This window comes from Xaviernesmea oryzae (assembly GCF_900109605.1).
GTDB classification, from domain to species: Bacteria; Pseudomonadota; Alphaproteobacteria; order Rhizobiales; family Rhizobiaceae; genus Xaviernesmea; species Xaviernesmea oryzae.
The window spans coordinates 74,701-89,435 of record NZ_FOAM01000002.1 but is presented as its reverse complement, the minus strand read 5'-3'; the positions used below and the strand labels follow the sequence as shown (position 1 = coordinate 89,435).

The 14,735-nt window shown below is 63.2% G+C and carries 16 protein-coding genes; 6 read left to right on the top strand and 10 right to left on the bottom strand.

Annotated elements, in window-relative coordinates:
* Positions 1-99 precede the first annotated feature (99 nt).
* Complete coding sequence (locus BMX61_RS02155; protein WP_083639449.1) at positions 100-993, bottom strand: cell envelope integrity EipB family protein; 894 nt, start codon at positions 991-993, stop codon at positions 100-102.
* A gap of 194 nt (positions 994-1,187) precedes the next feature.
* Here BMX61_RS02155 and BMX61_RS02150 point away from each other — a divergent pair, with 194 nt between their 5' ends.
* From BMX61_RS02150 to BMX61_RS02135, 4 genes are all read left to right on the top strand, one after another.
* Positions 1,188-1,670 (top strand): RidA family protein, encoded by a 483-nt coding sequence (locus BMX61_RS02150; RefSeq protein ID WP_075627896.1) that lies wholly within the window; start codon positions 1,188-1,190, stop codon positions 1,668-1,670.
* A gap of 18 nt (positions 1,671-1,688) precedes the next feature.
* Positions 1,689-2,420, top strand: a complete 732-nt coding sequence (locus BMX61_RS02145) for a glycerophosphodiester phosphodiesterase (RefSeq protein ID WP_075627788.1) — start codon at positions 1,689-1,691, stop codon at positions 2,418-2,420.
* A complete protein-coding gene (locus BMX61_RS02140; protein WP_075627789.1) occupies positions 2,417-3,622 on the top strand; it encodes a GNAT family N-acetyltransferase in 1,206 nt (401 codons plus the stop codon). The genes BMX61_RS02145 and BMX61_RS02140 overlap by 4 nt, the downstream gene beginning before the upstream one ends.
* A 128-nt stretch (positions 3,623-3,750) precedes the next feature.
* Positions 3,751-4,179 carry an HIT family protein gene (locus tag BMX61_RS02135; RefSeq protein ID WP_075627790.1) on the top strand — a complete coding sequence of 143 codons (429 nt, stop codon included), beginning with the start codon at positions 3,751-3,753 and terminating at the stop codon, positions 4,177-4,179.
* Between the two features lie 49 nt (positions 4,180-4,228).
* Here the strand turns inward: BMX61_RS02135 and BMX61_RS02130 are convergent, their stop codons facing one another.
* The 9 genes from BMX61_RS02130 to BMX61_RS02090 form a co-directional block, all read right to left on the bottom strand.
* Positions 4,229-5,137 carry a hypothetical protein gene (locus BMX61_RS02130; protein ID WP_139198861.1) on the bottom strand — a complete coding sequence of 303 codons (909 nt, stop codon included), beginning with the start codon at positions 5,135-5,137 and terminating at the stop codon, positions 4,229-4,231.
* A gap of 124 nt (positions 5,138-5,261) precedes the next feature.
* A complete protein-coding gene (locus BMX61_RS02125) occupies positions 5,262-5,606 on the bottom strand; it encodes an AzlD domain-containing protein (protein WP_075627792.1) in 345 nt (114 codons plus the stop codon).
* The gene (locus BMX61_RS02120; protein WP_092742284.1) at positions 5,603-6,289 is read right to left on the bottom strand and encodes an AzlC family ABC transporter permease; all 687 of its coding nucleotides are present in this window, start codon (positions 6,287-6,289) and stop codon (positions 5,603-5,605) included. The genes BMX61_RS02125 and BMX61_RS02120 overlap by 4 nt, the downstream gene beginning before the upstream one ends.
* Before the next feature lie 415 nt (positions 6,290-6,704).
* Positions 6,705-9,203: an ATP-dependent Clp protease ATP-binding subunit ClpA gene (clpA, locus tag BMX61_RS02115; protein WP_075627793.1), complete on the bottom strand. Its 2,499-nt coding sequence runs from the start codon at positions 9,201-9,203 to the stop codon at positions 6,705-6,707.
* Between the two features lie 9 nt (positions 9,204-9,212).
* The gene (clpS, locus tag BMX61_RS02110) at positions 9,213-9,563 is read right to left on the bottom strand and encodes an ATP-dependent Clp protease adapter ClpS (protein WP_075627794.1); all 351 of its coding nucleotides are present in this window, start codon (positions 9,561-9,563) and stop codon (positions 9,213-9,215) included.
* A 426-nt stretch (positions 9,564-9,989) separates the two neighbouring features.
* Positions 9,990-10,364 (bottom strand): phasin family protein, encoded by a 375-nt coding sequence (locus tag BMX61_RS02105; protein ID WP_075627795.1) that lies wholly within the window; start codon positions 10,362-10,364, stop codon positions 9,990-9,992.
* A 161-nt stretch (positions 10,365-10,525) separates the two neighbouring features.
* Positions 10,526-10,729, bottom strand: coding sequence for a DUF3126 family protein (locus BMX61_RS02100; protein WP_075627796.1), 204 nt, complete (start codon positions 10,727-10,729; stop codon positions 10,526-10,528).
* Between the two features lie 423 nt (positions 10,730-11,152).
* Positions 11,153-11,980 carry a serine O-acetyltransferase gene (gene cysE / locus BMX61_RS02095; protein WP_075627797.1) on the bottom strand — a complete coding sequence of 276 codons (828 nt, stop codon included), beginning with the start codon at positions 11,978-11,980 and terminating at the stop codon, positions 11,153-11,155.
* A gap of 147 nt (positions 11,981-12,127) precedes the next feature.
* On the bottom strand, positions 12,128-12,910 hold the full coding sequence (locus BMX61_RS02090; RefSeq protein WP_075627798.1) for an alpha/beta fold hydrolase: 783 nt from the start codon (positions 12,908-12,910) through the stop codon (positions 12,128-12,130).
* Positions 12,911-13,198: 288 nt separating this feature from the next.
* Here BMX61_RS02090 and BMX61_RS02085 point away from each other — a divergent pair, with 288 nt between their 5' ends.
* Together BMX61_RS02085 and BMX61_RS02080 are read left to right on the top strand one after the other, a co-directional pair.
* On the top strand, positions 13,199-13,444 hold the full coding sequence (locus BMX61_RS02085) for a zinc-finger domain-containing protein (protein WP_075627799.1): 246 nt from the start codon (positions 13,199-13,201) through the stop codon (positions 13,442-13,444).
* Between the two features lie 112 nt (positions 13,445-13,556).
* Positions 13,557-14,702 (top strand): FAD-dependent monooxygenase, encoded by a 1,146-nt coding sequence (locus BMX61_RS02080; RefSeq protein WP_075627800.1) that lies wholly within the window; start codon positions 13,557-13,559, stop codon positions 14,700-14,702.
* The last annotated feature ends 33 nt before the right edge of the window (positions 14,703-14,735 follow it).

Genomic DNA, 14,735 nt, shown 5'->3' with positions numbered 1-14,735 from the left:
GCGTGTGGAATGGGGGGCGCCATACAGGATGGCCGGCGAACAAGCAAGGCCGAAGGTCCGAATTCGGCGCATAAGACGCCGAATAGGTCGCTTTCCCGCCTATTTCTGTTCCGTCTTGCAGTCGTCTTGCTTGAATAGGTCGAGCTTCGCCAGCTTTCCCGTCAGGACGAAATCGCCGTAATCGAGCGTCAAGTCGCGAGTCACGCCGTTTTCATAGAGCTTGAAGGTCATTCTGTAGGTCGGCGTGGTGTCGCCCACCGAATGATCCTCGAAATAGGCGATGGTGACAGGCCAATAGGGGCTTTTAGCCAGCGTACCGGCCTTGTCCGCATCGCGGTCCTGCCCATCGGCGCCGGCCTTCTGTTCCGCGCCGATGACGGTGGTCGTCAGCATGGATTTGTCGCCGGAGTCGGAGCCATCGAAGACCCGCGCCTCGAACAGCTTCTCCCCCTTGCGGGCCCGTTCGATCACATCGAGCATATGCTCGGTCGGAAACAGCGCGCGCGTCAGCTCGATCGCCCGCTTCTGCGGCGCGGCCAGATCGACCGCCAGTCCTTTGTCCGTTTCCTGCGCGGTGCCACGCACCTCCTTTTCGAGCTTGTCGTCGGTAAAAGAGCGCGTCAGGAAGCGAAAGCTGCCATGCGGGTCCTCGAAGGTCGTGGTCTGCTGGTCGGTGGTGCGCACCTCTTCGCCGCTGTCGACCTTGGTGACGAAGCGGAAACTGACCGTGTAGCCTGCGCATGCCGAGCCGTTGAATTCGTAGACCATCCGGCCATACATGTTGGAGATGCCGGATTGCTCGGTCGCATCCTGAAGCTGCAGATCATAAACCGCGCGATGAGGCACGAGCGCGGTGACGGCAAAAGCCGGCGCGGGCGCAGCCAGGAGCAGGACGGCAATGCCAGCGATGCCGAAGGGCGCCAGGCCCTGCCGGGGCGCCACCTGGCAGCGTCGATGGGGGCTCAGGAGATTTGCGAAGGTTTTCGGAAACATGCGCTTGCTCCTGTCGGTTTGCGCGGCGATGCGATAGAAGGCAGTCTGGCGGCGCGGCGCAGCTGCGTCGTCGGCAGTCACCATCCGCCAAGTCTGCCCGGCCACGCCTTTCAGGCTGAGCCCAAGGCTTCGCTCGAACCGCCTGCATGCCGCATTCGCCGGCAAAACACAATCGACCCGAATCCGGAGATATCATGTCCGCCGCCTCTGCTTCCGACCAGATCGACGCAAAAATCGCCGAACTCGGCATCACGCTTCCGGTTGCCGCCGCCCCGGCGGCCAATTACGTGCCCTATGTCCTCTCGGGCAACCAGCTGTTCATTTCCGGCCAGCTGCCGATGGAGGCCGGCAAGGTTGCGGTCACGGGCAAGCTCGGAGCCGGCGTCGATGTCAGCGCCGGCCAGCGCGCGGCAGAACTCTGCGCCATCAACATCCTCGCCCAGGCCAAGGCCGCGCTCGATGGCGACCTCTCGCGCATTCGCCGCGTGGTCAAGCTCAATGGGTTCATTGCCTCCACGCCTGATTTCGTCGAGCAGCATCTGGTCATGAACGGCGCCTCGAACCTGATCGCCACCGTTCTGGGCGATGCCGGACGCCATGCGCGTGCTGCCGTCGGCATGGCCGCCCTGCCCTTCGATGCCGCCGTCGAGATCGACGCGGTTCTTGAAGTCGCCTGAGACCTGCGGGCGCATATCATGACCGACATGAGCTGGCTGAAGACGACACCGATCGCCCATCGCGGCTATCACGACATGAACAAAGCCGTTTGGGAAAACACGCTCTCGGCCTTTAAGCGCGCAGTCGATAAAGGTTTTGCGATCGAATGCGACCTGCAATATGCGGCCGACAGCGTGCCCGTGGTCTTCCATGATGACGACACGCAGCGGCTCTGCGGCCTTGCCGGCGACGTGCGGGCCCGCACCGCCGGCGAGTTGAGTCTTTTGACGATCGGCGGCACGCGGGACAAGGTGCCGACGCTGCGGCAGACGCTGCAGCTGGTGGCAGGCCGGGTGCCGCTGGTGATCGAGCTGAAAGGCCGCAAGGGCGACGATGAGGGCTTTGCCGCCGCCGTTGCCGAGGTGCTGGAGGAGTATGCGGGGCCGGTGGCGCTGATGAGCTTCGATGCTTGGCTTTTGGCCGACCTCAAGGCGCTGGACGTGCCCTACCCGCTTGGGCTGACGGCAGACGGCGCACGCCCTGAGGATTTTGAGCGCCACGAAAAAGCCATGGCGCTAGGGCTCGATTTCACCTCCTATTTCTATGGTCATCTCCCGAACCCCTTCGTGGACGGGGTGAAGGCGCGCGACCTTCCGGTGATCACCTGGACGGTGCGAGACGAGGCCGCGCTGACGCACAGCTATGCGGAAGCCGACCAGATCACCTTCGAAGGCTTCGACCCCTCGGAAAGGCTTGAGCACAGCAAGTGAGCGGCGATATCAGCATCCGCATCGAGACCGCCTTTTCGGCGATCGGCAGGGATATATGGGCGCGGCTCGGCGGAGCGGCGCGCGGCCAGGCCGGGCATGTCTATAACCCGTTCATCTCGCACGCCTATCTCTCGGCGCTCGAAGAATCCGGTTCGGCCACGGCCAAGACCGGCTGGCTTGGCCAGCACCTGCTGATCGAGGATGACGAGGGCGGGCTGATCGGCGCGCTTCCCTGCTATCTCAAGAACCACAGCCAGGGCGAATATGTCTTCGACCATGGCTGGGCGGATGCCTTGGAGCGGGCGGGCGGGCAATATTACCCGAAGCTGCAGTGCTCCGTTCCTTTCACGCCCGCCACCGGGCCGCGGCTGCTCAGCGCGCTGCATGTCGATCCCACGGCCACGCGCATGGCGCTGACGGCGGGGCTTCAAGAGCTGACACGGCGGCTTGGCGCCTCTTCGGCCCATGTGACCTTCATGCCAGAGAGCGAGCTTCCAACCCTGGAGGCGGCCCGCTTTCTCCACCGCACCGACCAGCAATTCCACTTTACCAATGCCGGTTATGGCACGCATGACGATTTCCTGGAGACGCTGGCGTCGCGCAAGCGCAAGGCGCTGAAGAAGGAGCGGCGCGCAGCGCTCGAAAACGGGATTTCCATCGACTGGCTGACCGGCTCGGATCTGACCGAAGCGGTCTGGGACCAGTTCTTTGCCTTCTACATGGATACCGGCAGCCGCAAATGGGGCCGGCCCTATCTGACACGCACCTTCTTCTCGCTGATCGGCGAGCGCATGCCGGAAGATATCCTTCTGGTGATGGCCAAGCGCGAGGGCCGCTACATCGCCGGCGCCATCAATTTCATCGGCGAGGATGCGCTCTATGGCCGGCATTGGGGCTGTATCGAGGATCATCCCTTTCTGCATTTCGAAGTTTGCTATCACCAGGCCATCGAGTTCGCGATCGAGAAGAAGCTCGCCCGCGTCGAGGCCGGCGCGCAAGGCGAACACAAGCTGGCGCGCGGCTATCTGCCGGTGACGACGCATTCGATGCATCATATCGCCCATCCGGGCTTAAGGCGCGCCGTTGAGGCCTATCTTGAACGTGAGCGCCTCGATGTCGAAGCCATGGGCGCCATGCTTTCGGAGCACGGCCCGTTTCGAAAGGGCGAGCGGCAGCTGCGCGAGGGCGAGGAGATCGAATAGCGTGAGGCGCCGGCGAAGCGCTTGGCGCGGCCCTTGCGGTTCGCTTTGATCTCTTTCATGAGAGATCGCCCAAGCCGTTGATCCGCCGATGGCACCGAGCCAAGCCATTCGCGAACAGGAGGACCCCGATGAGCGCCACCTACGACACCGACAATATCTTCGCCAAGATCCTGCGTGGCGAGATCCCGTGCCACCGTGTCTATGAGGACGATGCCACCATCGCCTTCATGGATGTGATGCCCCAGGCGGATGGCCATGTGCTGGTCGTGCCCAAGACGCCGTCACGCAACCTGCTCGACGCCGACCCGGCCACGCTCACCGGCCTGATCCAGGTGGTGCAGAAGGTGGCGAAGGCCGCTCAGCAAGCCTTCGAGGCGGACGGCATCTCCATCATGCAGTTCAACGAAGCGGCCGGCGGACAATCCGTGTTCCACCTGCATGTCCACGTCATCCCCCGCCACGAAGGCCAGCCGCTCAAGCCGCATACCGGTACGATGGCCGACCATGCCGTTCTGGCCGCTCAGGCGGACAAGCTGCGCGCGCTGCTTGGCGAATAGCAAAATAGGCCCGTCACCGGACGCAGCTCATCGCCTTCGCAGTTGCAATTCAGCGAAAAGCCAGCCGGATCAGATAGAGGCAGGCGCCGAGGATCAGGGCCGGAAGGACGAGCACGCGCACGAGATAAGAGACGGCGATGGCGATCGAGGCGTTGAAGAGATCGCCTGAAATCGCCACGCCGTCGGCCACCACCTTGGCCTGAGAAATCAGCCCCTCCGAGAGGCGGTCGACGACGCCCGACGCGGCGGTGACCGTATCCGACAGCGCCGCGCCCGAAGCGCCGATCGCCGTGCCGATGCGCCCGAGCAAGCCCTGGTCTTCAGCCGGCACCTGGGGCGTCGGCTGCGGCGCGGGCGCCAGTGTCTCCGTCACCGCCTTGTCGTCATAATCCGTCTGAAGCCGCTCGAAAACGGCTGTGGCCTGCTGCCAAGCGGAATCGGTCATGGCCTGCCCGGCCGTGAAGGCGACCGTATAAGCGAGCGGCAGCGCGAGCGCGCCTAAAAGGCCGAGCACGAGGAAGCCCCGCATGAGCCTGTCTGCAATCGGTGGCAGGGGGCTGCGAGCGGCGCTGAGAAGCGCGCGCACGCCTGCAACGAGACCGAGGCCGCAGGCGGCAACCTTGGCGACGGGCAGAACGATCGTCGACAGGATGCCGGACAGGATCGCCAGCCAGAAGAGCAGGTCGGCCATCCTGTCGATCGTGTTTGTCACCGGCTGCAGCAATTGCCCGGGACTGGCCGTGACCGAGGCGACACCGACACCGCCGGTGACATCGGCATCCTTGGCCACGCTCATGACCGAATTCATGACCCTCAACGTGCCGTACAGCGCCGTGCTGCCGATGGTGACGTCCTTGTTGTAGGAGGCCGCGAGATCCGCCAGCGGATTGACATAGACCAGCACCGCGGCCAATGCCGCTAGAAGTGTCCAACCCAGAGCATGCCGCCTGTCCTGCATCGCGCATCTCCCATCCGCAAATCGCCGTAACGGCAATGTCTCCCATATAGGGCGGCGCGCCCGGCGAACATGCGCCGTTGTCTTGATGATGGCTCGACTGCAGCGAGGGAGATCGAAATTCCGATCAGAAACCGATCCACCAGAGCGCGGCTGCGAGCGTCGCGATCGCTGCGCCAATGCCGATGGCTGGAATGCGCCGCCCAAGAAAAAAGGCGACCGCACCGACGGTGACGGCAAGCAGGCGTACCCAAAGTGGCGAAGCGGCGAGTTCGCCCGTCGGAAAAACGATCAGCTTCGACACGACGGCGGCGACGAGGGCGGTGGCCACAGCCCGCACCCAGTTGAGCGTTTCCGACGACTCATCCAGACGATTGCCAGCCAGCACACCCAGCCAGCGCCAGATGTCGGTGGCGAGAAAGCCCGCGATCAGAATGAAGACATAGCCTTCCAGGCCCGGTGTCCAGCTCATGCCGCACGCTCCTCCCGCTTGCGCCAGGCGCGCTCGATCGCCCAGGCGAGCGTGCCGCCACCGATGCCGGAGATCAGAATGTCGATATCGGGAAAGGCGATTGCGGCAAAGGGACCGATCGCGAGGCCAACCACGAGGGCCACGAGGATGACCCGCTGCCGCGCCGAACTCCAGATCGAAGCGAGGAAGTAGACCGGCGTCATGAAGAACAGGCAGCCGGCGACCAGCGGCGGAAAGGTGGCCACGAAGGGATAGACGAGCGCCACCAGCGTCATGCTGGAGAGCGTCAGCGTCAGACCGAGGGCCGTGACATAGGCGAAACGATGGGCGCGCGGCACGGCCTGCACCCGCTGCATGGCCATGACCCAGGCCGTGATGGCGATGAGATGCGAGACGAGGAGCAGCGCCCAGGTCGGCGTCTCGCGCGTGCGGATCTCCGGAACCAGTGCGGCGATCATCGGCATCAGACGGATGGAGGAGAGCGTGACCGCCAGGAAGGCGGCGATCAGCGGCGCGCCACTGACGATCGAGCCCACAAGAATGACCTTGGCCGGGAGCGCCCAGATCACGGCCGTCATGAACACGGCCTGGGCCATGGGGATGCCGGACTGTGCCGCAAATGCCGCGAACCCGGAGAAGGAGACGAGCAGGATCATGCCCGGCAGGCTGAACAGGCCGAGCATGCCGCGGCCGATCCAGTAACCCGTCGACCGATCCCCCGGACCTTCCGCCCCATCCGTGGCTGCGGAAGAGACGCCCTGCCGCTCCAGAGCATCGGCGCGAAAACCCGAATTGGCCCGATGGTCTAGTTTCTTGTTTCGCATCGGATTCTCCCGAAAACCGCTTCCAACTTTTCGGTCCGATGCTCTGTCTGGTCCATCTGCGCTGCCTTCCCGCCGACGTCGCCCGAGCCAGGCGCGGCGGCCGATCCCTGTCCATCTGCCTTTCAGGCAGTACCCCAGGATGGGACAGGAAGAAACCACCGACACACAAGGCTGCCATGAGGAAGCTGCACGACATCATGCGTGTACGGCGTCTGCAAACGAAAATGCCGGGCGATCGCTCGCCCGGCATCGTTGCTCTGCAATTCACTGCCGCCTATTTGCGTGGCACTTTCGGCACGGTGCGGCCCTTGCGGGCAGGCCCGGCTTCCGGTGCCTCCGGTGCTTCAGGCGCCTTGGCCTTGCGGCCGGATGCCTTGGGCTCCGCGCCAACGGTCTCGACCTCAACGGCCGGTTCCGGCTTGGCGCCCTTGCGTGCCGGGCGCACCACCTCGGCCTTCGGCTTGATCCGCGCGGTTTCCGGCACCGATTCAAGCAGGATACCCTTGGAGCCGTCCGGCTTGTCGCCGATCGTCACCTTGACCACACCGCCCTTCTTCAGCTTGCCGAAGAGGATTTCCTCGGCCAGCGGCTTCTTGATGCTTTCCTGGATGACGCGCGACAGCGGCCGGGCGCCCATCTTTTCGTCGTAGCCCTTTTCCGCCAGCCAGGCGACCGCATCCGGCGCCAGGTCGAAAGTGACATTGCGTTCGGCCAGCTGGGTTTCCAGCTGCATGACGAACTTCTGCACCACCTGGTGGATGACAGGCGTCGGCAGCGGGCCGAAGGGAATGACCGCATCCAGACGGTTGCGGAATTCCGGCGTGAACAGACGGTTCAGCGCCTCGACATCCTCGCCCGTGCGCTTGGACGAGCCGAAGCCGATGGCGGCCTTGGCCATATCCGACGCGCCCGCATTGGTCGTCATGATCAGAATGACGTTGCGGAAGTCGATCTTCTTGCCGTTATGGTCCGTCAGCTGACCATGGTCCATGACCTGCAGCAGGATGTTGAACAGGTCCGGATGGGCCTTTTCGATCTCATCGAGCAGCAGCACGCTGTGCGGATGCTGATCGATGCCATCGGTCAGGAGACCGCCCTGGTCGAAGCCGACATAGCCGGGAGGTGCCCCGAGCAGACGCGAAACCGTGTGGCGCTCCATATATTCCGACATGTCGAAGCGCAGCAATTCCACACCGAGCGACGATGCCAGCTGCTTGGCCACTTCGGTCTTGCCGACGCCGGTCGGGCCGGAGAAGACATAGCAGCCGATCGGCTTGTTCGGTTCGCGCAGGCCAGCGCGGGCCAGCTTGATCGCCGAAGCCAGCGCTTCGATCGCCAGATCCTGACCATAAACGACCGAGCGCAGTTCCTTCTCCAGATTGGCGAGAACGGTCTCGTCATCCTTGGAAACGGTCTTGGGCGGAATCCGCGCCATGGTGGCGATGGTGGCTTCGATCTCGCGCTCGGTGATCAGCTTGCGCCGCTTGGCAAGCGGCAGCAGCATCTGCGCCGCACCCGTCTCGTCGATCACGTCGATCGCCTTGTCCGGCAGCTTGCGGTCGGAGATGTAGCGTGCCGAAAGCTCGACGGCCGACTTGATCGCCTCGTTCGAGTATTTCAGCTTGTGATAGTCCTCGAAATACGGCTTCAGGCCCTTCATGATCTCGATCGCATCGTCGATCGACGGCTCGATGACGTCGATCTTCTGGAAACGACGGACAAGCGCCCGATCCTTTTCGAAGAACTGGCGATATTCCTTGTAGGTGGTCGAACCGATGCAGCGGATCGCACCAGAGGAAAGAGCCGGCTTCAGCAGGTTGGAGGCGTCCATCGCCCCGCCCGAGGTTGCGCCAGCGCCGATCACGGTATGGATCTCGTCGATGAAGAGAACGGCGCCGGGATATTCCTCCAGCTCTTTGACGACCTGCTTCAAACGCTCTTCGAAATCACCACGATAGCGCGTGCCGGCGAGCAACGTGCCCATGTCGAGCGAGAAGATCGTCGCATCGGCCAGCGCTTCCGGCACCTTGCCCTCGACGATGCGCTTGGCGAGACCCTCGGCAATCGCGGTCTTGCCCACGCCGGGATCGCCGACATAGAGCGGATTGTTCTTGGACCGGCGGCACAGGACCTGGATCGTGCGGCTGACCTCGGAATGACGACCGATCAGCGGATCGATCTTGCCGACCTTGGCCTTTTCATTGAGATTAACGCAATAGGCGGAAAGCGCGTCCTGTGGCTTCTTCTGCGCCCCTTCCTCGTCGGTGCGCGCGGCCTTCGGCTCTGCCTCGTTCTCGTCCAGCCCGCGCGGCGTGCGCGATTCGGAGGTGCCGGGGCGCTTGCCGATGCCATGGGAGATGAAGTTGACGGCGTCGTAGCGCGTCATCTCCTGCTCCTGCAGGAAATAGGCGGCATGGCTCTCGCGCTCTGCAAAGATCGCGACGAGAACATTGGCGCCGGTCACCTCTTCCCTGCCCGAGGACTGGACATGGATGACGGCGCGCTGGATCACGCGCTGGAAGGACGCTGTCGGCTTGGAATCCTCGTCATAGCCGGTCACGAGATTGCTCAGGTCGTTGTCGACATAGTCGGACACGGTCTTGCGCAGGCTTTCGAGATTGACGTTGCAGGCTCCCATGACGGCAGCCGCATCCGCATCGTCGATCAGCGCCAAGAGGAGATGTTCGAGGGTCGCATATTCGTGATGGCGCTTGTTGGCGAGCGTCAGCGCCTGGTGGAGTGCCTTTTCAAGGCTTGGCGAAAATGTTGGCACGTGCGTTCCTCATTTCTTTTCCATGACGCATTGAAGCGGATGCTGATGCTGACGCGCAAAATCCATCACCTGCATCACCTTGGTCTCCGCGACCTCGTAGGTGAAGACGCCACATTCCCCCACGCCATGATGGTGAACATGCAGCATGATCTTGGTCGCCTCTTCGAGATCCTTCTGGAAAAACCGTTCAAGAATATGGATCACGAACTCCATCGGCGTGTAATCGTCATTCAGAAGCAGGACACGATACAGACTCGGCTTCTTGGTTTGCGGCTTGGTCCGGGTGATGACCGAAGTGCCTCGGCCGCGTTCACCGCCACCTTCCTTGTCACTCTGCATCCGGATCGGCAGTGCGATCATTCTTGTTCATTCCCTAATCGGATCGCCGAGCCTCCGGCTGCAATGCGACCATTCGATGACATCTTATCTAGTGGTTCGTTTCCTGATTTTAAGCCCGTTCTGCCGCTCTGCAACGATATTCGCAGGCCCTTGTAAAGAATGGGGGGATCGGCGGGTAGAAGCGCTAAAAACCTGAAGAGCATCGCCCAGCCAGCCGGAAAACCTTGTGGCATGGACCATCGTCATCGTCCCTCATGTGGCCTCGCGCGGCCCGCCCTTCAAGCGCAGGACCAAGCCTTGAGGACTCGTATCGGCGGCGGAGCACGACCGGTCCGCGACGCCGCGCTTGAAACCATGCCGCAAATGCAAAAAACCGGCCGTGGACACCACGACCGGTTTTCTGACTTATGCATCGGGCGGCCGCGTTGATCCGCGACCATCACGGCCTCAGGCCGCAGCGACCGTCGTCGCCTGGGCAGCAGCCGCCTTCATGTTGGCGGCAGCCTTGGCAACCGGCGCCTCGTAGGGCCTGTAGGTGTCGCGGGCCAGATCGGCATACATCTCGCCAAGCTTGCTGGCTTCGGCAATGTAACCCTCATAGGCCGACTTCACATAGTGAGTCTGCAACTCGACGACCGTTTCCAGGCTGCGAACGCCCTGGAGGCGTTCGATATGCGCGACGCCCTCTTCGAACGAGCGCTTGGAATAATCGGCCGCTTCCATGGCAATGGCCTGGAAGCCCTTGGCCATCGAGGCATAGGACCGCATCACGGCCTCCATGGTTTCCTTGCTGCGCTTATTCGCTTCATCGAATGCAAACATGGGGATATCTCCTCTCTCACCAAATATGCTGGATCGAGAATATGTGCACTGCACAATAAAGTCAATGTGCGCCGCAATGCACCTGCCCTGTTTGCGCCCCAAAACCCGCAGATTTTAGGAGATATAGCATCAAAACCACGTGAGCCGTCGGGCTGGCCGCCTTAGAGATCGATCGACAGGATGGCCATCGAGAAGTTGTAGGAGAGCTCGCCATCTTCCTCATCGCGGAAAATCACGCCGAGGAACTCGTCGGCGAGATAGACTTCTGCAGACTCGTCCTTGCGCGGCCGCGCCTTGATGACGATCTCCTGGTTCAGGTTGCGCTTGAAATAGGCTTCGAGCTTCTTGATTTCTTCAGGTTTCAAGATGATGTCTCCGGATTATCTTCTCACAGCATCTGCTCTCGACCGAGACGCACAGACGATGCTGTCACGTTTTGAAATTTTCCGCATATTTCTCCCTGAGCCCATTCGGCCCAAGGAATTACGCACTCGGCCCTCATGCCGGAAAACGGCGCCGCACGGACACACGTTCAACACGGCACCGACAAAGGCGAAACAGGGAGGCGACAGCGCGCGACGCGCGACAGGGGGCTTCTCTCATGAAGGCGCGCCCCCTGTAAAGCCGTGAGACTGAAACCACTGCGAAAACTCAGGCATGCCGCACGAATATCAGGCTAGGCACTCCGACACACTCAAACGCCATCGCAAAGACTGGACCGATCGTTCAGATCAGCCGTCGCTATCGCTTTGGAGCGGGCCGGCTGCAGATGCCGGTGAGATCTCGACTCACATCTCGAAGGAAGAGAGTACCTGATCCATGGACCGCGAAGGTTCCCGACATCCGGCCTCCCCGACCACGCGCGCGGGAACGCCGGCAACGGTGGAATTGGGCGGAACGGGCTTTAGCACAACGGAACCTGCGGCGACGCGCGAGCAATGGCCGATCTCGATGTTGCCGAGGATCTTGGCACCGGCACCGATCAGCACGCCATTGCCGATCTTGGGATGCCGGTCGCTGCCTTCCTTGCCGGTGCCGCCGAGCGTTACCCCATGCAGGATCGAGACATTGTCGCCGATAACGGCGGTTTCCCCCACGACCAGACCGGTGGCGTGGTCCAGGAAGATGCCTTTGCCGATGCGTGCAGCCGGGTTGATGTCAGTCTGGAAAACGGAAGACGACCGGCTCTGCAGATAGAGCGCCAGGTCCCGCCGCCCATGCGCCATCAGCCAATGAGCGAGACGATGGGTCTGGATCGCATGGAAGCCTTTGAAATAGAGCAGCACTTCGAGAAAGCGGTTGCAGGCCGGATCGCGATCATAAACGGCCTGGATATCGACGCGGAGGATCGCGCCCCAGTCCGGCAGGCTTTCCGCCATTTCGCCGAAGGCCTGGCGAAGGAGGCTGGCCGGCAGGTCACCATGATCGAGCCGCTCGCAGATCCGATGGATCACGGCCTTTTCGAGAGAGGTCTGGTTCAGAACGGTCGCATAGAGAAACGCGCTGAGCACGGGCTCCCGCTCGGCGGCCAGGGCGGCCTCCTCGCGCAGGCTATCCCAGATCGGATCCATCGGCTTGATCGTTTCGCTCGCGCGGATATCGGTTCTGGCGATCATCGCCGCTCTCCTTGCTTCCGGTGTCGGCCGTCTGACGTCCGGCCTTCCAGCCTGCGCCCCTAGAGCGCAGATATAAGACATATCGCGGCCGGCGTGAATGGCCGGCCGTGTCACAAATCCGGACAGCACCGGTGGCGACAGTCCCGCTTATCCGGCATAGCGTGCGAGAAAAGCAAGGGCTGCGGCTTTGAACACGCGATCGCCCACAGCCAGCATATGATCGCGGTTGGGAATGTCGAGCGCGGTGGCGTTCGGCATCAAGTCTGCCAGAGCCTGCGGCGAGCCGCCGATGTCGTCGCGCGTGCCGACCGCCACCAGCGTCGGCGCGGCGATACGGCCCATGTCGCCAGCCGTCAGCAAATCGCGCGATGTGGCGATGCAGGCAGCCAGCGCCTGCCGGTCGCTCTTCGTCTGCTCGGCAAATTGGCGAAACATGCGTCCGCGTTCATGGGTGACGTCATCGAGCGATGGCGCAAGCAGCGCACCGGCGATCGGATCCCAATCCCCAACGCCTTCGACCATGCCGATGCCGAGCCCGCCGAGCACCAGCGCGCGCACCCGCTCCGGCGCCGCCAGCGCCAGAAAGGCGGAAATCCGCGCACCCATGGAGTAACCCATGACCGCCGCCGACGCCACACCGAGATGATCGAGCAGGGCCAGCGCGTCGCCAGCCATGGCCGGGGGGTGATAGAGCGCGGCATCATGCGGCTTGGCGCTGCGGCCATGGCCGCGATTGTCGAGCGCGATCACCCGGTAACCGGCATCGCCGAGTGTCTTCAGCCAGCCGGGATAGACCCAGTTGACCAGCGCGCTCGAGGCGAAGCCATGGATCAGCAGGATGGGCTTGCCGTCCGGATCGCCCTTGTCGAAAAAGGCGATGTCGAGCCCCTCATGCTGGAAGGTTTGAAAAGACGGCGCGTTGAGATCCATGAAAGCGGCTATCCTTTGGAAATGTCCATGCTCTGCCGGCACAAGGAATGTCCGGCGCTGCCGGCGCTCTCTTATATGCCCGCGTGCCGCGAGGCGACAGCAAACCATGCGGCGGCCGCCAGAATTCGATAGCCGCCGGCCGGCGTCAAGCCGATGCGAGGCCAAGGGACGGCAAGCAGACCCTGAAAATCCGGTGGCGCGTCGTCTTGGCGTCTACACATTTGCCGCAAAGCTTTCTAAGGTGCCGGCCGAGCGAACACGACAACGACAACACCGGAGCGTAAAGCCATGGCCAGTCACGGCATTCCCCATTTCCAGAACGACGGCGGCCATGCCGTGATCGAAATCGGCGTCAAGGAATTCATGTGCACGGGCGCTTCCGTGCCCTTCGACCATCCGCATATCTTCATCGACATGGGCGACGACAATGAGAAGGTCTGTTCCTATTGCTCGACGCTGTATCGCTATAATCCGACGCTGAAAGCCGAGCAGACCGTGCCGGCAGGCTGCCTGTTTTCGGTCAAGGCGGCCTGAGACGTGCGGCACGCGTCCAGGGGCGCGGCCCGGCCGTCGTCCCCGGCGCGGCCGACCTTCGCCGCCCTGAAACGGCCGCCTCTGCCGCTCGGCTTTGTGCGTGAGCCTGCCGATGCAGCGTGATCTGCCCATTGCCATCGTCGGGGCCGGCATAGCCGGCCTAACGGCTGCACTTTCCCTTGCCCGTCATGGGATCAGCGTCGATATCGTTGAACAGGCGCAGAGTCTGAAAGAGGTCGGTGCGGGCCTGCAACTGTCCCCGAATGCCACGGCCGTGCTCGACAGGCTCGGGCTGACGGATACACTCTCGAGCCATTGGCGGGAGCCGGACGCGATCCGCCTGGCCGATGGGTCCAGCCTTCGGTTGGTGGCCGAGGTGCCGGCGGGCGCTTATGCCCGGGCGCGGTGGGGCCATCCCTATGCCGCGATCCACCGTGCCGATCTGCAGCAGACTCTGGCAGAGGCCGTGGCCGCCAATCCGCTCTGCCGCATGCATCTCGGCCATCGGCTCGACGGTATCGACGCCGGCAGGATCGAGACGATCACCGGCCGTCGCCCAGCAGTGCTCATTGGCGCGGATGGAGCACGCTCCAGCCTGCGCGCCAACCTGCCCGGCGCCGGCGCACGGCGTTTTTCCGGCCATGTCGCCTGGCGCATGACCCTGCCCTTTGCCGAAGCACCCGACATTCTGGACGCGCGCGCTGTGACCGCCTTCATGGCCAACCGGGCCCATGCGGTCGCCTACCCCCTGCGCGATGCTTTCAATCTGGTGGTGATCGGCCCCGGCAGCAGCGAGCTTGCTGCCGGCATGGCGGGACCTGTGCCCACAGCTTTGCTGTCGCCCTGGCACCGGGAGCTCCGAGCCGCGCTGACGAAGGCGGCGCCGGCGATCGCCTGGCCGCTCTATGAGGTGGCCGACGGCGCCTGGGACGACGGGTCACAGCGTCTTCTGATCGGCGACGCCGCCCATGCGATGACGCCTTTTGCCGCTCAGGGCGCGGCCATGGCGATCGAGGACGGCTTCGAGCTGGCCGGTTTTCTGGCCGAGGCGCGCAGCCCCGCCGATGCCTTCACCGCCTATCGCCGCCACCGCGCCGGGCGGATCGACAAGGTGCGCGCACGCGCCGCCTTCAACCGCTTTGCCTATCACGCGGCCGGGCCCTTTCGCCTCGGCCGCAACCTCGTCCTGGCCTTGCGCAGCCGCGAGAGTCTGGCCGCCGATTTCGATTGGCTCTACGGCTACCAAGCGCGCGGCTAGGGCATCGAGACCGCCCGTTTGGTCGGTCCGATG